Raw genomic sequence first — 17,813 nt, forward strand, 5'->3', positions numbered from 1 at the left:
CGAGATGCCCGTTGCCTATCCGGATTTCGTGCGCGATTTGACGCTGCCGATCTACCACGGCCACGGCGATGCACTGCCGGTGTCCCGCCTGCCAGCAGATGGCAGCTACCCGCTCGGCACCGCGCAATACGAGAAGCGCAACATCGCGCTGGAGATCCCGGTGTGGGAGGCCGACCTCTGCACCCAGTGCGGCAAGTGCGTATTCGTCTGCCCGCATTCGGCAATCCGCGCGCGCGCGTTCGCGGCCGAGGCGGTCAAGGAGGCACCGCCGACCTTCAAGCACGTGCCGGCGAAGAGCAAGGAATTTCCTGCCGGGACCCACATCAGTTACCAGGTGGCAGCGGAAGACTGCACCGGTTGCGGCGATTGCGTCGAGGCCTGCCCGATCCACGACAAGTCCAATGTCTCCCGCCGGGCCGTGAACATGGCACCGGTTGGCCCGCTGCGCGAGCAGGAACGCGACAACTTCGCTTTCTTCCTGCGCTTGCCCGAGTTCGATCGCGCGGGGGTGAAGCACAACACCATCCCGGGCGCCATGCTGCTCGATCCGCTGTTCGAGTTTTCTGGCGCCTGCGCGGGCTGCGGCGAGACGCCCTACATCCGGCTCGCCACCCAGCTGTTCGGCGACCGCATGCTGGTCGCCAATGCCACCGGTTGCTCGTCGATATACGGCGGCAACCTGCCGAGCACGCCCTACACGGTGAACGGCGCTGGGCGCGGTCCGGCATGGAGCAATTCGCTGTTCGAGGACAATGCCGAATTCGGCCTCGGCATGCGGCTGGCGGCCGACCAGTTGATGGGCTACGCGCAGCAGCTGGTCAAGGAAATGGCCACGGAGATCGGCGGCGATCTTGCCGACGCACTCGTCACAGCCGACCAGCGCGAGGAGGCGGAGATCGTCGCGCAGCGCCAACGTGTGGCACGGCTGCTCGAAAAACTGGCGTCTTCGCGGCACCCGCGCGCCAGGAAACTTGCAAGCGTCGCCGAATGGCTGATCCGCCGCTCGGTGTGGATCATCGGCGGCGACGGCTGGGCCTACGACATCGGCTACGGCGGCCTCGACCATGTGCTGGCGCTGCCCTACGACGTCAACATCCTGGTGCTCGACACCGAGGTCTATTCCAACACCGGCGGCCAGACATCGAAGGCCACGCCGATCGGCGCGGTCGCCAAGTTCTCCGCTGGCGGCAAGGCCACCGCGAAGAAGGAGCTCGCCAAAATCGCCAGCGATTACGGTCACGTGTACGTGGCGACGGCAGCTTACGGCGCCAAGGACGTCCAGACCCTGCGCGTGTTCCACGAAGCCGAGTCGTATGCCGGCCCGTCGCTCATCGTCGCCTACAGCCCGTGCATCGCACACGGCTACGACATGCTGTATAACCAGCGCCAGCAGGAGCTCGCAGTGAAGAGCGGGCACTGGCCACTCGTCCGCTTCGACCCGCGGCTGGCGGAGGCCGGCGCCAATCCCTTCAAACTTGACTCCGCGGCACCCAGCCAGCCGGTCAAGGCCTTCATGGAATCGGAGACCCGCTTCGCCATGTTGCAGCGCAGCCATCCCGAAGCGGCGCAGCACTTCCTGGAGCAGGCTCAGCAGGAAGCCGACCGGCGCTACAAGGCCTATCAGGACATGGCACAGGGCCATGCCGACGAATCCAAATCCGGAGCCTGACATGATCGATCTCTCCACCGACTACCTCGGTCTCACGCTCAAGAATCCGCTGGTGCCCTCGGCCTCGCCGCTGTCGCGCGACCTCGACACCGCCTTGCGGCTGGAGGATGCCGGCGCGGCCGCGCTGGTGATGTATTCGTTGTTCGAGGAGGAACTCTGCGCCGAGGACGCGATGCTCGACCGCTTCCTGTTGCATGCCAGCCTCGGCCACGGTGAAGCGGAAAGCTTCCTCCCCGGCCATGGCGAGTTCCGCGGCGGCCTCGAGCGCTATCTGTCGCACCTGCACCAGCTCAAACGGCGCCTGGAGATTCCCGTGGTGGCGAGCCTCAACGGTGTATCGCCGTCGGGGTGGGTGGAACTCGGGCGGGCGCTGGAACAGGCCGGCGCCGATGCACTCGAACTCAACGTCTACCATGTCGCCGCCGATATGCACGCCGCCGGCGAAGCCGTCGAGGCGCGCTACGTCGACCTGTTGACCCGGCTGCGTCGCGTGGTGAGCCTGCCCATCGTCATGAAGCTGTCGCCTTTCTTTTCGTCGCTGCCGCATTTCGTGCGCCGACTCGAAGCAGCCGGCGCGAATGGCGTCGCCGTGTTCAATCGCTTCTACCAGCCGGACATCGATCTCGACGAGATGCGCATGACCGACCAGCTGCATCTCTCATCGGCCGAAGAGGCCCTATTGCGTATCCGCTGGATCGCCATCTTGTATGGCCGTACCCGCCTGACGCTCGCCGCTACCGGCGGCGTCCATAGCGAAAGCGAAGCGTTGAAACTTTTATTGGCCGGTGCCGACGTCGTGCACCTGGCTTCCTGCCTGCTGCAGCACGGTCCTGACAAACTGACCGGGATTCTCGCGGCGATGCAGAATTGGATGGAGGAAAAGGAATATGCCTCCATCGCCCAGCTGAAGGGCAGCATGAGCCAGAAGAATCTGCCCGATCCCTCGCTCGTCGCACGCGCGAGCTACCTGCGGGTGCTGGACAGCTTTACTCCGCGGCCGGGTGTCTGGTCCTGAACCGATGCCGAACGCCATGTCGAGAGAATGGGGTGTAATACATGGTTGAACACGCCCTGGTCAGCCTCAGTGCCGTCGTCATCCTGGGCATTGCCGCCCAGTGGCTGGGTTGGCGTGTGCGCATCCCCTCGATCCTGTTGCTGCTGGTATTCGGTATCATGGCCGGGCCGATATTGGGTTGGATCCATCCCGGCGAGCTGCTGGGATCGCTGCTGTATCCAGTGGTCTCGCTCGCAGTCGCGGTGATTCTGTTCGAAGGCGGCCTTAGTCTGTCGGTGAAGGAGTTTCGCGCCATCGGCGGTGTGGTGGCCTGGCTGGTCACGCTGGGAGCGGGTATCACCTGGGTCATCGGCACGCTGGCGGCGCACTGGGTACTCGGGCTCGACTGGCCGCTGGCGATCCTGTTGGGTGCGGTGCTGGTGGTCACCGGTCCCACGGTCATTGGGCCGATGCTGCGATTCATTCGGCCGACAGGCCAGAGCGGCGCCATCCTGAAATGGGAAGGGATCGTCATCGATCCGATCGGTGCCATGCTCGCAGTGCTGGTATTTCAGGTCACGGCCTACTCGGGGGCCGAACATGGAATGATCGTGGCAACCGGCGTACTGAAAACCATCGCCTTCGGGACCCTGGTCGGCCTGCTGGGGGCATTGACCCTGGGGCTGTGCCTGAAGCGCGACCTGATTCCCGATTCCCTGCAAAATCCGGTGGCCGTCATGTTCGTCGTCGCCGTCTTTACCGGCGCCAACCTGCTGCAGTCCGAGTCGGGTCTGCTGGCCGTGACGATCATGGGATTTGCCATGGCCAACCAGAAAGCCGTCCCAATTAATCACATCGTCGAATTCAAGGAGAACCTGCGGGTACTGCTGATTGCGGGCGTATTCATTCTGTTGGCCGCCCATCTCAAGCCGTCGGACCTCGACCAGATCGGGATCGCCAGTTTCATGTTCTTCCTGGTCCTGGTGTTCATTGCGCGCCCCGCAGCCGTCTTTGCCTCCACGCTGGGGAGCAAGCTCAGTTTTCGCGAGAAGCTGTTCATGTCGTGGATGGCGCCACGCGGCATCGTCGCCGCTGCCGTGGCGTCGGTGTTCGCACTGCGCATGGAAGAGGTGGGGCTGGCGAATGCGGATGTGCTGGTTCCGCAGACCTTCTTCGTCATCATCGGAACCGTAGCCCTGTATGGCCTGACTGCGCCACTGGTCGCGCGACGGCTCGGTCTGGCCAAGGCCGAGCCGCAAGGCGTCCTCTTTCTGGGAGGACGTTTCTGGGTTCGCGAGATGGCCAAGGTTCTCCTGGATGAAGGCTATCCGGTCATGCTGGTGGACAACAGCCAGCACAACGTGTCGGCGGCACGCATGGCCGGCATCCCGGCCTTTTATGCCAGCATCTTTTCCGACACCGTGCTGGACCGTGTCGAGATCAGCGGGATCGGGAAACTCATGGCCATGACCAGCAACGACGATGTCAATTCGCTGGCGGCGCTGCACTTCGCTCCCTTGTTCGGGCGTGCGCAGGCCTACCAGCTGATGCCCGAGGATGAAAAACAGCTTGCGGCCCACTCACGTCATCTCAGGGGCCGTTTCCTGTTTGGCAAGGACATGACGCACGCAGCCTTGACCCGATGGTTCACCGATGAGGCCGTGGTCAAGAAAACCCGGTTGAGCGAGGAATTCGGCTTCGAGGAATTGAAGGCCCAGTATGGCCAGGTGCAGCCGCTGTTCCTGATCACCGAAGAGGGTGCACTTCAGGTCTTCACGGTTGAAGGGACCATCAAGCCGCAGGCCGGGCAGACCTTGATCAGCCTGGTGCTGGCACAGCCGGAAGCGGAGAAACTTGCTGCAGCCACTGCGCAAGCGACACCGTAAGCCCCTGCCTATGTGGCGTGCGCTTCCGCAATATTTCCCGGACAGATGATCGATATCCGGGTCAGGAGGAAGCAGGCGGGATGGAATAGAAGCGATAGCCATTGCGCCCTGCCATCTTGGCGGCGTACATGGCTTCGTCGGCGCGCGCGACCAGGGTTTCCGCGTCGCTTCCGTCTTCCGGCAGGATGCTGATTCCGATGCTGAGGCCGAGCAGGACTTCGCGTGCGCCGGCAGTGATGGGCGTCTCGAATTGGGCGATCAGCTTGTGTGCGATCGCGGTCACCGGTTCCCGCGTGTCCAGCGATTCGATGAGGATGATGAATTCGTCGCCACCCAACCGGGCCAGCGTGTCCACCGCCCGCACGCAGTGCTGCAGCCGCGCGGCGACCACCTGCAACACGCGGTCGCCCGTGGCGTGGCCATGGCTGTCGTTGACGTCCTTGAAATTGTCGAGATCGACGAACATCACGGCGAGCTGCGTGTCGGCCTGCTCGGCCCGGGCAATGGCCTGCTGCAACACATCGAAGAACATCCGCCGGTTGGGCAGTCCAGTGAGCGTGTCATGTCGCGACAGATGGTCGAGCGTGCGCCGGTGTTCGTCGAGCACCACCATCTGGTCGCGGATCTGGGTGTGCATATGCGCCACCCCGCGCGCCAGATCGCCGAGCTCGTCCTTGCGATTGAGCGGCAATTCGCCCAGGTCGCGCCCGGTCGAGACGCGACCCACTGCTTGCAGGATCAACTGCAGTGGATAGGTCAGCGCGCGCGACATCCAGAGTGCCAGAACGAAGGCGATGGCGCTGAAGACGAATACGATGTTCAAAGTGGCCGTGGCCAGCGTGTGGGTGGGACGCGTGATTTCCCGCTGCGGCATCGACAGGCCGACGATCGCAAACGGGTCGTCCGACACATAGTCTCCCAGCGGCTGCCGCAGGAAGACCGCCGTCGTGGGTACGGTAGGATGGCCGCGCAGTGGCGGCGGATTGTTCAGCGTAATCACCCGGTAGTCAGCTTTGCCGTCGACGATGTCTTCCACAGGCGGAAACACGTCCTGCGCCAGGATACGGCGGCCGCGCTGGAAGCCGAAGGTCTGCTCGGGATCGGGGTGGATCAGGAAATCACCCTGAGCGTTGGTGAGGTAAAGCCCCAGCGTGGACGGCAGATCGGCCTTCAGCAGGTCGAAGAGGCCGTTGAGGTCGATATTGATGACGACCAGGCCATACAGGCGGCCATTCGAGGCAAATACCTGACGCGCGACCTGCAGCGTGGGTTGGCCGTGGCCGGTATGGGCTCCCTGTTCCTGGTTGACGAAGATCGGCGAAAGATAGGTTTCCCCGGGTTTGAGCTTCAAGGTTCGGAACACGTAGGGGAAATGGCCTTTTTCCTGCAATGCGGCGTCGTCGACCCGCGTCAGGTCCGAGCCGTCACGATCGATCCGCACGACCTCCAGCCCGTGGCGGTCCGCCCGGATCAACCGTATCTGGAAGTACTCGGGCTGGATGGCGAGCACCGATTCGAAGATCCTGGCCAGATTGTTGCGGGCGGCAATGGCGTGCGGGGACGTATCGGGCAAGTCGGCCACGGCCTGGGTGGCCGGCAGCTCGGCCAGCAAGGTGGCCTCCTTGGCTGCCTCGCGAATGTTCAGGATGAGGCGGCGTCCGAGCACGCGCGTCGAAGTCAGCATTTCGCGTTCCGCCGCTTCGGCCAGCAGACTTTGGCTCGACCGGTAGGCGTAATAGCCGGTCAGTCCTGAGGCGAGGATGCCCAGCGCCGCCATGAGCAAGGTGATGCGGGTACGGATGCCGAGCTTCATTGCAGCAGGCGGGATTCGCGCTCGCCAGACAGGATGCGCTGCCATAGCCGGTTGCGCCAGGCGTCGTCTTCCACGGGTTGAAGCCAGATCACGCGGCCACTGGCATTGGCATGTGCAGCGCCGGTAGCCTCAAGTGTGTTGGCCAGCCCTTGGCGTGCGCTCAAGGCGTGGCTGACGGCGGGTTCCAGGGTGTAGTCGATCCAGGCTTCCGCCAATGCCTTGTTGCGCGCGCCATGGCTGACTGCCCAGCAATCGAGCCAGGCCAGCACACCATTGCGCGGGACCACATAACCGATGTCGGCGCCGGCGTCGCGCAGTTGCTTGACTTGTTGGCTTCCATAGTTGGCAAACAGCAGGGCGGCGGATTGCTCGCGAAACAGCTGCGTCGCCTCCTCGGGCAGTTTGTAGAAGGCCAGTGCATTGCGGCGCAACGCCAGCAGTTTTTTCAGTACCTGCTGCCTGGCACCGGGCGGGATATGGAATGGGTCGAGTCCGAGTGCCAGTGCCGCCAACGAGAAATTATGCGTGCCGCCGTCGAACAGCAATACCTGGCCGGCATACCGGGGATTCCACAGGTCGGCATATCCACTCGGGGTGGTCTTGAAGCGCCGGCGATCGTAGATCAGGCCCATTTCGGAATAGGTGTAAGGAATGGCGTACACCCTGCCGGCGCGGGTGATGCCGGGAATGGCGCTCAAAGGCCTGAAGCGGGGCAGTTGCTTGCGGAGATTGGGAATGTTCTGGGTGTCGATTGGCTGGATGAGGCCGCTGTCGATGTAGTGCACCATCTCTGCCGTATTGGCGGCGATGACATCGAAGTGTGCACCCTGGTCTGCAGCCATCTTCTCGCGCAGGACGTCGTCGTTGTCGACCAGCGTGACGTCCACATGTACGCCATGACGCTGCTCGAATATCTTGACCAGGTCCGCGTCGGCGTAGCCTGGCCACGCCAGGACACGCAGCGTTTCCATTGCCAGGGCGGACGGCGGCATTCCCAGATACGCGGCCAATGCGATCCAGATAAACAGGACACGGCGGCTGATTCGCAAGCAAAGCATGATTGCTCAATTAGCGGATGCGCATTGACATTGTTTAGGGGGCAGAGGCCTCCAAAACGCAAGCCGACGTGCCCCGATTCCCGGGATGGCCGATTGCCGTGGAACTAGCGTCCGTCGTTTCTCCCGCCGGGGGCGACCCGGTGCTCGACGGCGAACACCGCCGCTTCCACCCGTGACGACAGGTTCAGCTTGGCGAGGATGTGGCGGACATGCAGCTTGACGGTGTCGTGGCTGATGTCGAGGGTGCGCGCGATGGCCTTGTTGCTTTCGCCGCGCGACAGGTGGGACAGGATTTCGCGTTCGCGCGGGGTCAGCGCGTCAAGTAGTGAACCGGCATCCTGGCCTTTCTGGTCGTACAGCTTGACCAGCTTGGCGGTCATGGCGGGCGCAACGACAGTCTCGCCGCGCTGGGCGCGCAGGATGGCGTCGACCACTTCGTCGGGTTCCATGCTTTTCAGCAGATAGCCGTTGGCGCCGGCACGGAGCGCCCGTGCGAGGTCATCCTCGGCTTCCGACAGGGTGAGGATGAGGATGGGCAGGTCGAAATCTTCAGCACGCAGTTGTTGCATCAGCGTGATGCCATCGGTGCCCGGCATGTTGAGGTCGAGAATGAGGACGTCAGGGCGATGCGCCCGCAGCAGCCGGGAGACATCGTCCGGATTGCCGGTGAAGGCCGTGACTTCGATACTGCCGCTCTGCTCGAGCAGTTCGGCCAGTCCCTTGCGGAACAGGGTATGGTCGTCGACGAGGATGATGCGGGTGAGGCTCATGCGACGTGCTCGCTGTGCTGATGGGATGCGGCGCGTTGGATGACAGTGCCGCCGGCCGGGCGGGACTCCACGCTGAGCTTGCCGTTCAGTTTGGCCGCGCGCTCGCGCATGATGGTCAGGCCGAAGCTCTTGCCCAGGGTGGACGATTCGTCGTTCTTCTTCTGCACGCCGACGCCGTCGTCGGCAACGTTGACGATGTACTGGCCGTTTTCCAGATCGAAGGTGATGACGACGTGGCGCGCGCGGGCGTGCTTGGCGATGTTGTAGAGCGATTCCTGGATGATGTGGAAGACCTGGATTTCCTCGTCGGGCGACAGCGAGACATCCTGCACCAGATTGAGGAAGTCGACGTCGGCGTTGGCTTTCTTGCGGAAGCTCTTGGCCATTTCCTGGATCGCCGGCACCAGGCCGCGCGGGTTGATGCGGTCGCGGTACTGCGTGATGAGGTCGCGCAGGTCGGCGTAGGCGAGGTCGACCGCTTCCTCGACGTCGCCGAGGTAACGATTGGCCTTGGGGTAATCCTCGTGGCGCATCGCGTCGCTCAATACGGTGAGGCGCATCTTGGCGTAGGCCAGCGTCTGCGCCAGCGAATCGTGGATCTGGTTGGCCAGCATCTGGCGTTCGTTCATCAGCGAGATGCGCATGTTTTCACGCGTCAGCCGTGCGTTTTCCAATGCGATGCCGAGGTGTTCGCTGATCGAGCGGAACAAGAGGCGCACATCCTCGGGGACGGTCTTGCCTTCTTCGAGGAACAGGTTGTAGACACCCATGACCTGGTTCTTGTGCATCAGCGGCACTGCAACCACGGTGTTGCAGCTGTCGCTGAAATAGGCGTCGTTGGCTTGACGCTTGCAGAAGGCGACGTTGTTCCAGCTGCTCACGGTCACCTCGCGCGCGGCCTTGCCGCATACGCCGCAATCGACGCTGACGATGTTTTCGTGCTCAACCAGTTCGGGCGGCAGCCCCACCGAGCCGATCAGCCGCAGGTGCGTGCGATCGTCGGTGATGACGCGCACCGCACCTGCCTGGGCACCCGCCAGCCGGATCATGGTCGACAGGAAGCGTCCCAGCAGCTGTTCGACGTTGGAATCCGTGGACAGGCTGGTGGTGATTTCCGACAGCACGCGCAGCGCCGGGATGCTGACGTTGCCCGAATCGGGCGGCGTGTGCTGGATCAGGGGATGGATGTTGTCTTTCATGGTGCGATCAGAAGACGTAGCTTTTCAGCATATCCGATTTATGCGCGATCCCAAGCCGCCGGGGCGAGTCGGTCGCGAAAAAACCGGCTGGTTCAAAGGGGTTTCCGCGTCAAAGCAGCTCCCCCTTGATGACGGGAATCACGCGTCCGCCCACACTTATTTCAGGAGCTCCATCGGACGTGCCGGCACGCAACTTCACCAGGGAAGGCCGGTTCATTTCGTATCCCTGTTCAATGCGCAGCGACAGGCTGGGTCCGGGGAGAATCGGATGTTCCAGGAGATAGGCGCCGAGGAAGGCGGCTCCGTTGCCCGTCGCCGGATCCTCGCGTACGCCGTGGGCCTCGAAAAAGAACCTGACGCACAGGTCGTTGCAGGCGTGATGCGTCTCGCGGCAGAACAGGTACACGAGAGAAGGGAAGCCTTGCCTGGCCAATGGCGTGAAGGCGTCGAGATCCAGTTTGCAGCGGCGTAGCGCATCGAGGCTGCGCAGGGGCACGATCATGGCTGAAATGCCGGCAGTCATCTGCTGGATAGGGGACGCCGTCTCGATATCGTCAGGCGAGATGCCCAGTGCCGCCGCAACGGGTTCGCGGTCGCATGTCGCTCCGGATGTCACCTGAGGTGCCTGAAACCATGCGGTCTCGGCTTCGTCGGCAGCAGCTTCGAACGTGACGGGGACCTGGCCGACCGCAAGATTCAGCCGTACCGGAGCCGAGGAGCCGGGCGCAATCTGTTCCCGGATGACCCAGGCCGTCCCGAGGATCGGGTGCCCGGCAAAGGCGATTTCCCGCGCAGGCGTGAAGATCCTGACCCGGTGGCCGCCATCGCGCTCCGGGGCGGTGTAGACGAAGGTCGTTTCCGAGAAATTCATCTCGGTCGCGATCTGCTGCATCGTTTCGTCGGAGAGGTCGTCGGCGTGGGTGACCACCGCCAGTTGGTTACCGGCGTAGGGTCGTTCTGCAAAAACGTCAACGATGTGGAAAGGGTGCGTCATGGCCGTGCTGCCCAGCAACAATCAACCAGGCAGTATAAAAGCTTTTCCTGCGTGCGGCGTACCGTTAAAAGCGGATGGCCAAGCCGGTCAGCCATGCCGAATCTGCGGCAGGGTGGGTCAGACCTTTGCGGTATCCGAGGTCAATATCCAGATTCGGGGTGACGGAATAGACCAGCCCCAGCACCATCGACCCCACGTTGGGATGACCCGACCGTTCGGCACAGCTTTCCACGCTGGCGTCGCCTACCAGGCGCAGCGATTCGCCGAGCGCGTATTCCGCGGCAACCGAGGCGTGGTAAATATGGTTCCGTTCGTCCGTTCCGTCGTGGATGTTGCGCGTATAGCCGAGATGCACGTGAAAGGTCCAGGGCTCGCCTGCATAGGTCATCACGGCGAACAGGCTGGGCGTGACGTGCCCCGCACTCAACCCCTTGTCGTCGTTTCCGGTCGGCAAGCCCAGCCCGGGACGCAGGGCGAAGCTCAGCGCACCTTCGTCGTAGAAGCGCCACTTGGCAGCAATCTCCATGTCCGCAAACCCCTGGACGGTGGCGTCCGTGGCAGCCAGCCGGTCGGTCTGGCGCTCATGCGGCAGGGAGGCGATCACGTCGAGGGTGTCCGTGAGGCCAATGGATAGAACAGTATTGATGCGCTGATCGCGCGTGTTGGTGGAGTCGTCCTTCGTGTGGCTGAGATCGTGCGTCAATTCCAGCTGAACATGGCCGGCGCCCTGGGTGCCGGTATCCTCCGTCAGGAGCGGGTGCGCGCCCAGCGCTGTCACGGGCCATTGGCCACACATGAGCAATACGAAGATGCTCACGATTCTTGTTGTTGTCTTCATTCCCTTGTTTTTGCTGCCGAGATCGTTTTTATCGAATGATTTTGGTGAGCCCGCTTCGGAGACGGGCCGTTCCTTGTGTCAAGAATCGGCGTTGGCGGACGCCGCGTTCATGTGCGGCTCAGGATTGCCGCGTAGTTGGGAATCTGCTTCCTGGAATGTTTTGTCCAGCAATTCGATCCAATGGCTGACCGGCACCGGCGACGCCAGGGCCAGATGGGTCAGACAGCCGATATTGGCCGTTGCGATGGCCTCCGGGCGACTGACCAGTAGGGTTTCCAGCTTGCGCTCGCGCAACGATTCCGAGAGCGTATGCTGCAAGAGAGAGTAGGCCCCTGCCGAACCGCAGCACATGAAAGGATAGCGAACGGGAAGGAGTTTGAACCCGGCGCGCTTCAGCAGTTTTTCGACCACGCCGTTCAGTTTTTCGCCATGCTGCAGGCTGCAGGATGACTGGAAGACGATGCGCCGCGGCTTCTGAGGTGTGGGCAGGGCATGAAGCGGGTCGTCCTTCCATTCCTCGGCGACGATTTCCGCGATGTCCCGAGTCAATTCCGAGATGCGGGCTGCCTTGTCGCGGTATTGGGGATCGTCGTGCAGCAGCTGGCCGTATTCGCGAAAGTGCATGCCGCACCCGCTGGCGGTGAGGACGAGGGCTTCGGCGCCAGCCTCGATGTGCGGCCACAAGGCGTCGATGTTCTTGCTCATGAAGGCACGCGCTTCATTCGTCTCGGCCATGTGATGGCTCAGGGCGCCGCAACAGCCGTCGCTGGCCGGAATCAGCTGGATTCCGAAGCGATCCAGCACGCGCGCGGATGCGGCATTGATGTCGGGCGCGAGGCCGGGCTGCACGCATCCCTGCCAGATCAGCATGCGCCGGCCATGCGGCCGATCGGGCCAGACGCCGGCCTTGCGCCGCTGCGGGATTCGCGCGCGAAGCTCATCCGGCAGGAAGCGTCGCAGGGCCTGCCCTGTGCGTAGCAACGCCGTGAACCGGTAACGGTAGGGCACCACGGCACGCAGCGCACGGCGGGCCAGTTTTTCCTTGAGCGGACGGGGGGATTCCTTTTCGACCAGCTCTCGCCCGATATCGAGCAGACGTCCGTAGCGGACACCCTGCGGGCAGCTGGTTTCGCAGGACCGGCAGCCAAGGCAGCGATCGAGATGGAGTTGCAGATTGGCGCTGAGCGTCCGGCCTTCAAGGGTGCTGAGGGAATAGGCCGGCAACTCAAGCGTGTCTGGGGTGGGTTCCTTGCCCTCCATGAACTGCTTGATGAGATAAATGCGCCCCCGCGGCCCGTCCCATTCGTCGTCGAGCAGCCGGAAGGTCGGGCAGGTAAAGGTGCATTGACCGCATTGCACGCAGGGAAGCAGGAGCGCTTCCGCTTCGCGTCCCTGCTCGGTATCGCGGTAGGGTTCGGCCAGCTCGATTTTCATTCCCGTTCTCCATGTAGAAACACGTGTTTTACCCGATGGATCGAAGTCTGGTTCCGAGGTTCGGGTGACGGCGTTTGACGAGATGGGTTTTCAGTGCGCGGGACTTGCGCTGCGCCTTCGTGATCACTGCAGGCGGTAGCGCGGTCGCTCAAGCTCATTCGTCAGTCGCCTTCGGATAAGACTATGGGCCAGGCAAAAATGCTTGTCCAAGACCTTCTTTCAATTGTGCCAATAGGAACGGATTATGGTGTGCCGGCACGTCGTCCGGAAACGCAATTTCCCAGCCGGCATACGTGATACACGGTGGCCGGGCCGGGCGGATTGGGCCGTCTGCGCGATGTCGCAGCCGGGATGGCGCGCGCCTGAAACGGCTATTCGTTCGAAGTGGATTCTTCGAGCAGGGAATCGAAATCGGCGCCGAACTCCGCGAGCGCGCTTTTGCTGGCACCGGGGCGGTTATGGCACCAGAGTGTTGCCAGTACGCCAAATGCCGTACAAGCCGGGCTCTTGTAACCTGACTTGCGGCAGATCAGGGTAATCGTGTGGTGCGGCATGTCGGGTTGCAGCATCACCGGATGGAGACCCTGCTGCGAACAGATGATGCTGTGGGGAAGGATGGTGGCAAGCCGGCCGAGGCGGGCGACTTCGACGATGACGCTGAGCGAATTGGTTTCCATCGCGATACGCGGCGTAATGCCATGTTCCAGGCAATACAGGTCGATATGGCGTCGCAGCGCAAAATCGGTATTGAGCAATACCAGCGACTCGTTTTCCAGTACCTGCGGGCTCAACGATTCGGTCTGGCCGGCGCGGGGGTGCGCCTTGCCGACGGCCAGGTTCAGCGTTTCAGTGAACAGGATATGGGTGTCGATCTCGTTCGAGCGGGCTACGGTCGAGAGTACGTTGGAGAAAGCGATACCAATATCGAGATTTCCCTCTGCCACGTCGGCCTCGACGGCATCCTGCGGCAGTTCGCGTGTGCTGACGGTGATTCCGGGATAGCGGGTATTGAAGGACTCCAGCAGGGGACTGACCAGGTGGTCGGTGATGGGTGTCATCCCCAGACGGAGCGAACCGCGGCTCAGGTCCTGCAGCTCATGGATGGCCCGCTTTCCTTCGTCCAGTTCGCGCAAGGCGCGGCGGGCATAGTGCAGATAGACCTCGCCGGCGGCAGTCAGTTGCACTGACCGTCCGGACCGATCCAGCAATTGCACGTCGAGCAAATCTTCCAGGTGCTTGATCTGCTGCGACAGCGTGGGCTGTGAAACGAACAGCAATTCCGCGGCGCGCGTGAAGCTCTGCATATCCGCCACCGCGATCAGGTAGCGAATGGAGCGAGGGAAGATGAGATTGCGTTGCATAGCCAAACCTTATAGCACTAATCGGAATAAAGACTTGGAAAACTATAGCCAGTTAGTCCATTGTTGTGAACATACGATTTGTATCGATGTTCCTGGAGACAGAGCAGCAGATCGACATAGGCCTTTCATTATGACCGAACCTGCTTGGACGGGGGCTGACCGGTAGTAAATCGGCATATTCGAGAATGTTTATGGACCATCGAGCACGTGTCGTAGTTTGACGTTGATCGGCATGCAGGGTTCTACCACATGAGTGTGCGGCACAGGCTGGCGCGCGTGGAAGTGGGGCGGCTGGCGGTCATTCTGTCTGGGTTACTGGTCGTTACCTGGCGGGAGCTAGGTAACAAGATTCGTTAGAGAGTGCACAAAGGAGGAAACACCATGCATATTGAACCAGGTATTGTTGAAGGCGCCAAAATGACACTGAGTTACGCTACGGCGATCGGGGTGTTTGGCTATACGGCGAAGCTGGCATTGAATTCGATCAAACAGGACGGGATCATCCCCCTGGGAATTCGCAGCCTGATCGCGGCAGCCCTCGTATTCAGCTTCTTCGAGGTGTTTCCGCACTATCCGATCGGTGTTTCCGAGGTCCACCTGATCCTGGGCTCGACGCTCTTCCTCATGTTCGGCGCGGCGCCGGCGGCCATAGGCCTGGCGCTCGGACTGTTGACGCAGGGCCTCTTCTTTGCGCCGTGGGATCTGCCGCAATACGGCATGAACATGACGACGCTGCTGGTGCCCCTGTTCGCGCTCAGCGCCATTGCGCATCGCTATATTCCTGAGAAAACGGCTTACAAGGATGTGAAATACAGCCAGTGCCTGGCGCTGTCGACCGCCTACCAAGGTGGCGTGGTGGCCTGGGTTGCCTTCTGGGCGATCTATGGTCAGGGCGTGGGTGCCGCGAATCTGGCGCAAATCGGGACGTTCGGTGTTGCCTACATGTCGATTGTCCTCATCGAGCCGCTGCTGGACCTGGCCATTCTCGCTGCCGTGAAGAGTTTGCATCAGCTTCAGGACAGCACGGTGTTCCAACAGCGTTTCTATCGGGTAGCGGCGGCCCGCGTGGGAAGCTGAACAACGCAACGGGGAGGGCTTCCGGGCAGTTGATGTCCTCCCCGCACGGATCGTTTACGCATTACCCGCACCCATTTGACCAGAGACACAGTTGCCGGGCGGCCCGTACGCCAGGTCAACGCAAGGAGCAGTACGGATGAATAAAACAGAAATGAAAGAAGCGATCCTCCAGGCCAAGTCCGGGAAAGGCTTGACGTGGGGCGACATCGCCAAGTCGGCGGGCTTGTCCGATGAGTTTGTCTGCTCGGCATGCCTGGGCATGAACCACTTGGAAAAACCGCAGGCCGATGCGGTGGCCGAGACGCTTGGTCTTGGCGGTGAGGTTTCGGCCGCGTTGCAGCGCTTCCCGACCAAGACATGGGATCGCCCCATTCCGACGGACCCGCTGATTTACCGCTGGTACGAGATGCTGAACGTGTATGGCGAGACGATCAAGGAGATGATCAATGAGAAATTCGGCGACGGCATCATGAGCGCCATCGACTTCACCATGAACATCGATAGACAGGAAGACCCGAAAGGCGATCGCGTACTGGTCACGATCAGCGGCAAGTTCCTGCCCTATAAATCCTGGTGAGCGCGTCATGGCTACGCCTCCGAGAGGGCGTTACGGGAGTGAGGTCCCGTTTGCCGTGAAGCTGCCTGAACTGATCATGGGAACAAGCATTCATTGAACATAAGTGTTAGGGCTCCTCAATCCGGTATCTACTCCTCCTGTGCCGGATGTCCTAGGGTTGCCGCCTCCTCGCGAGGCGGCTTTTTTTTATGAATATGCCGCAGGCCATGGTGCTGTGCGGCGACCTGGGCTTCAGCATCGATCCGCCACTCCGGTTGTCGGGAGGACACCTGCTTTTCGGATTCGGTTGTGCTGGACGATCGGGCTTCGTTTTAAAGATGAGGTGAAGCATGGCTGCGCGTGACCCCCACCGTTTCGTCAATGAACTTGATGAGGCCGCACTCGAACGTCTCGTCGCCCGACTTGAAAGCAGGGCACGCGATGGTGTCTTTGCACGCCTGCTCGACAACTATGTGGCTCGACTTGCCTTGCCCCCGTCCGCCCAGGTCCTGGAGGTGGGCTGCGGCACGGGTGCCGTGCTGCGGTCGATCGCGCGCCGAGGCGATTTTGCCGGCAAGGCGCTGGGGGTCGATCAATGCGGCCATTTCATCGATGCCGCGAACGGTTTCGCACGAAGCGAACATGTCGATGGGCAGATCGTTTTCCGGGTCGGCGATGCGCACCGCCTCGCGTTCCCCGATGCGACATTCGATGTCGTCATCGCGCACACGCTGATCAGCCATGTGACTGCACCGCTCGCGGTTTTGGGCGAGATGGCGCGTGTTGTCCGCCCCGGCGGAACCGTGGTTGTTTTCGATGGCGATTACGCCTCCCTGACCTATGCTTACCCTGACCACGACTTCGGCCGCCTTGTCGACGAAGCCCTGGCGAATGCCACGTTCAACAATCCGCGGATCATGCGCGATCTGCCGAGACTCCTGCCCGAGCTCGGCTTGAAGCTGGCAGACGCCTGGGGCGATGCCGTGGTCGAAATCGGTCAGGCAAGCTATTTCAAGTCGTTTGCCGAGACCTATGTGCCCTATGTCAAACAGGCAGGATTGCTGCCGGAACGCGCGATGGAGGTCTGGCACAACGAGCAGCGTCAGGCGATGGAGAACGGAACATTCTTTGCCGCGTGCAATTACTACACCTACATGGCGCACCGTATCTGATCCCCTTGTAAGTCAGCGTGGAACGATCCGGATGGAGATGTGAAAGATACCTATTGGATATTGTTTGGAGAGGTCTTTGAACGGCACTGTGACAAACGGGTTTCGATGTGTTCGGAAATGCTGGAATCCAGTCTGCAAGCGGGTCTTGGGCCTATAGCAAAACCCTATGGGGATCATCGGAATTAAGACTTGGAAACCAATAGTTAGATGACGCATAGTTGGGCCATCAAAGATCTGCGATGGAATCCACCGCAACGCAAACAGAAGGTGTAGACCCGAAGTACTCCAGATTTTTGGTGCTGGAAATTCGTAGAAGCTGAGTTGGCATGGAAGTAAGGCAATTGTAAATCGCATTACGGCAAGCCGACTTGTTCGTAATCCACAAAGGAGTCAACACAATGTCATCGTCTCACAGAGAAGTGGTTCTCCGGCATATCGAGACTGTCGGTTACATGCAGCCGGCTCTGCACCGCCAGACGCACGCGCCTGCCCCCGATCTAATCACCCCTGACCTCTGGAAGGCTTACACCCGTATTGTGCACGACGTCGGCGGCGAGCCGGATGTGCCTATGGCGTGGGAAGAAAAGCAAGAGGAACAGTGGGAGTTGAATACCTTTGCGACTGCCGAATGTCTTGCTTGGCGCGGAGCGTGGACGGCGGAAGAGCGGCGTCGTAAACAGAATGCGGACGTTGGTCAGACGCAGTACCTGGGTCTGCCTTACTACGGTCGATGGTTGCTGACGTGTGCGCGGATCCTGGTCGACAAGCAGTTCTGTACGCTCACCGAACTGGTCAACAAAATTGAGGAGGTAAAAAATCGCCATGTCTAAACCCCATTACGACAGAGAGCATCACGCCAAAATTGCCTCCGGCATTGGCGATCCCCAGTGCTTTCGCGGCAAGGCCGGTGAGGCCAAATTCAAGGAAGGCGAGCGCGTGCGGATCCGTGATCTACCGGACATTTTCTACACGCGCACGATGCTCTATACGCG

At 61.4% G+C, this 17,813-nt stretch carries 15 protein-coding genes; 7 read left to right on the top strand and 8 right to left on the bottom strand.

From position 1 onward, the window contains the following. The first annotated feature begins 4 nt into the window (after window positions 1-4). The 3 genes from ABT23_RS09435 to ABT23_RS09445 are packed head-to-tail and all read left to right on the top strand — an operon-like array spanning window position 5 to window position 4,549. On the top strand, window positions 5-1,669 hold the full coding sequence (locus tag ABT23_RS09435; RefSeq protein WP_296634159.1) for a 4Fe-4S dicluster domain-containing protein: 1,665 nt from the start codon (window positions 5-7) through the stop codon (window positions 1,667-1,669). 1 nt (window position 1,670) lies between these two features. Beyond that, on the top strand, window positions 1,671-2,684 hold the full coding sequence (locus tag ABT23_RS09440) for a dihydroorotate dehydrogenase-like protein (RefSeq protein ID WP_296634161.1): 1,014 nt from the start codon (window positions 1,671-1,673) through the stop codon (window positions 2,682-2,684). Between the two features lie 41 nt (window positions 2,685-2,725). Then, the gene (locus ABT23_RS09445) at window positions 2,726-4,549 is read left to right on the top strand and encodes a sodium:proton antiporter (RefSeq protein ID WP_296634164.1); all 1,824 of its coding nucleotides are present in this window, start codon (window positions 2,726-2,728) and stop codon (window positions 4,547-4,549) included. 61 nt (window positions 4,550-4,610) lie between these two features. On the opposite strand, the gene ABT23_RS09450 is transcribed toward ABT23_RS09445, so the two are convergent. The 8 genes from ABT23_RS09450 to cynR form a co-directional block, all read right to left on the bottom strand. Then, window positions 4,611-6,362, bottom strand: a complete 1,752-nt coding sequence (locus ABT23_RS09450; RefSeq protein ID WP_296634167.1) for a GGDEF domain-containing protein — start codon at window positions 6,360-6,362, stop codon at window positions 4,611-4,613. Beyond that, window positions 6,359-7,420 (bottom strand): extracellular solute-binding protein, encoded by a 1,062-nt coding sequence (locus ABT23_RS09455; protein ID WP_296634170.1) that lies wholly within the window; start codon window positions 7,418-7,420, stop codon window positions 6,359-6,361. Before ABT23_RS09455 ends, ABT23_RS09450 begins: the two co-directional genes overlap by 4 nt. A 104-nt stretch (window positions 7,421-7,524) precedes the next feature. Next, window positions 7,525-8,190: a response regulator gene (locus tag ABT23_RS09460; protein ID WP_296634174.1), complete on the bottom strand. Its 666-nt coding sequence runs from the start codon at window positions 8,188-8,190 to the stop codon at window positions 7,525-7,527. Then, the gene (locus ABT23_RS09465) at window positions 8,187-9,389 is read right to left on the bottom strand and encodes a GAF domain-containing protein (protein ID WP_296634177.1); all 1,203 of its coding nucleotides are present in this window, start codon (window positions 9,387-9,389) and stop codon (window positions 8,187-8,189) included. The genes ABT23_RS09460 and ABT23_RS09465 overlap by 4 nt, the downstream gene beginning before the upstream one ends. Window positions 9,390-9,498: 109 nt before the next feature. After that, the gene (locus ABT23_RS09470; protein ID WP_296634181.1) at window positions 9,499-10,383 is read right to left on the bottom strand and encodes a PhzF family phenazine biosynthesis protein; all 885 of its coding nucleotides are present in this window, start codon (window positions 10,381-10,383) and stop codon (window positions 9,499-9,501) included. Window positions 10,384-10,447: 64 nt separating this feature from the next. Further along, window positions 10,448-11,161, bottom strand: coding sequence for a transporter (locus tag ABT23_RS09475; RefSeq protein ID WP_296634184.1), 714 nt, complete (start codon window positions 11,159-11,161; stop codon window positions 10,448-10,450). A 138-nt stretch (window positions 11,162-11,299) separates the two neighbouring features. Continuing rightward, the gene (gene glcF, locus ABT23_RS09480; RefSeq protein WP_296634186.1) at window positions 11,300-12,655 is read right to left on the bottom strand and encodes a glycolate oxidase subunit GlcF; all 1,356 of its coding nucleotides are present in this window, start codon (window positions 12,653-12,655) and stop codon (window positions 11,300-11,302) included. A gap of 371 nt (window positions 12,656-13,026) precedes the next feature. Next, entirely contained in the window at window positions 13,027-14,016 is a 990-nt protein-coding gene (cynR, locus tag ABT23_RS09485) for a transcriptional regulator CynR (RefSeq protein ID WP_296634189.1), read from the bottom strand. A gap of 381 nt (window positions 14,017-14,397) precedes the next feature. Between cynR and ABT23_RS09490 the strand changes: the two genes are divergently transcribed. From ABT23_RS09490 to ABT23_RS09505, 4 genes are all read left to right on the top strand, one after another. Beyond that, the gene (locus ABT23_RS09490; protein WP_296634190.1) at window positions 14,398-15,093 is read left to right on the top strand and encodes an energy-coupling factor ABC transporter permease; all 696 of its coding nucleotides are present in this window, start codon (window positions 14,398-14,400) and stop codon (window positions 15,091-15,093) included. A 136-nt stretch (window positions 15,094-15,229) separates the two neighbouring features. Continuing rightward, a complete protein-coding gene (gene cynS, locus ABT23_RS09495; protein WP_296634193.1) occupies window positions 15,230-15,670 on the top strand; it encodes a cyanase in 441 nt (146 codons plus the stop codon). A 329-nt stretch (window positions 15,671-15,999) separates the two neighbouring features. Beyond that, complete coding sequence (locus tag ABT23_RS09500; protein ID WP_296634196.1) at window positions 16,000-16,821, top strand: methyltransferase domain-containing protein; 822 nt, start codon at window positions 16,000-16,002, stop codon at window positions 16,819-16,821. 452 nt (window positions 16,822-17,273) lie between these two features. Then, entirely contained in the window at window positions 17,274-17,651 is a 378-nt protein-coding gene (locus ABT23_RS09505; RefSeq protein ID WP_296634198.1) for an SH3-like domain-containing protein, read from the top strand. Window positions 17,652-17,813: the final 162 nt, after the last annotated feature.

Origin of the sequence: Thiobacillus sp. SCN 63-57 (genome assembly GCF_001725555.1) — a bacterium.
Lineage (GTDB): Bacteria > Pseudomonadota > Gammaproteobacteria > Burkholderiales > Thiobacillaceae > Thiobacillus.

What these genes read in the sequence shown, in the direction of transcription:
- ABT23_RS09435 (WP_296634159.1), top strand. Translation starts at nt 5, where the DNA reads ATGCCCGTTGCCTATCCGGATTTCGTGCGCGATTTGACGCTGCCGATC.
- ABT23_RS09440 (WP_296634161.1), top strand. Translation starts at nt 1,671, where the DNA reads ATGATCGATCTCTCCACCGACTACCTCGGTCTCACGCTCAAGAATCCG.
- ABT23_RS09445 (WP_296634164.1), top strand. Translation starts at nt 2,726, where the DNA reads ATGGTTGAACACGCCCTGGTCAGCCTCAGTGCCGTCGTCATCCTGGGC.
- ABT23_RS09450 (WP_296634167.1), bottom strand. Translation starts at nt 6,362, where the DNA reads ATGAAGCTCGGCATCCGTACCCGCATCACCTTGCTCATGGCGGCGCTG.
- ABT23_RS09455 (WP_296634170.1), bottom strand. Translation starts at nt 7,420, where the DNA reads ATGCTTTGCTTGCGAATCAGCCGCCGTGTCCTGTTTATCTGGATCGCA.
- ABT23_RS09460 (WP_296634174.1), bottom strand. Translation starts at nt 8,190, where the DNA reads ATGAGCCTCACCCGCATCATCCTCGTCGACGACCATACCCTGTTCCGC.
- ABT23_RS09465 (WP_296634177.1), bottom strand. Translation starts at nt 9,389, where the DNA reads ATGAAAGACAACATCCATCCCCTGATCCAGCACACGCCGCCCGATTCG.
- ABT23_RS09470 (WP_296634181.1), bottom strand. Translation starts at nt 10,383, where the DNA reads ATGACGCACCCTTTCCACATCGTTGACGTTTTTGCAGAACGACCCTAC.
- glcF (WP_296634186.1), bottom strand. Translation starts at nt 12,655, where the DNA reads ATGAAAATCGAGCTGGCCGAACCCTACCGCGATACCGAGCAGGGACGC.
- cynR (WP_296634189.1), bottom strand. Translation starts at nt 14,016, where the DNA reads ATGCAACGCAATCTCATCTTCCCTCGCTCCATTCGCTACCTGATCGCG.
- ABT23_RS09490 (WP_296634190.1), top strand. Translation starts at nt 14,398, where the DNA reads ATGCATATTGAACCAGGTATTGTTGAAGGCGCCAAAATGACACTGAGT.
- cynS (WP_296634193.1), top strand. Translation starts at nt 15,230, where the DNA reads ATGAATAAAACAGAAATGAAAGAAGCGATCCTCCAGGCCAAGTCCGGG.
- ABT23_RS09500 (WP_296634196.1), top strand. Translation starts at nt 16,000, where the DNA reads ATGGCTGCGCGTGACCCCCACCGTTTCGTCAATGAACTTGATGAGGCC.
- ABT23_RS09505 (WP_296634198.1), top strand. Translation starts at nt 17,274, where the DNA reads ATGCAGCCGGCTCTGCACCGCCAGACGCACGCGCCTGCCCCCGATCTA.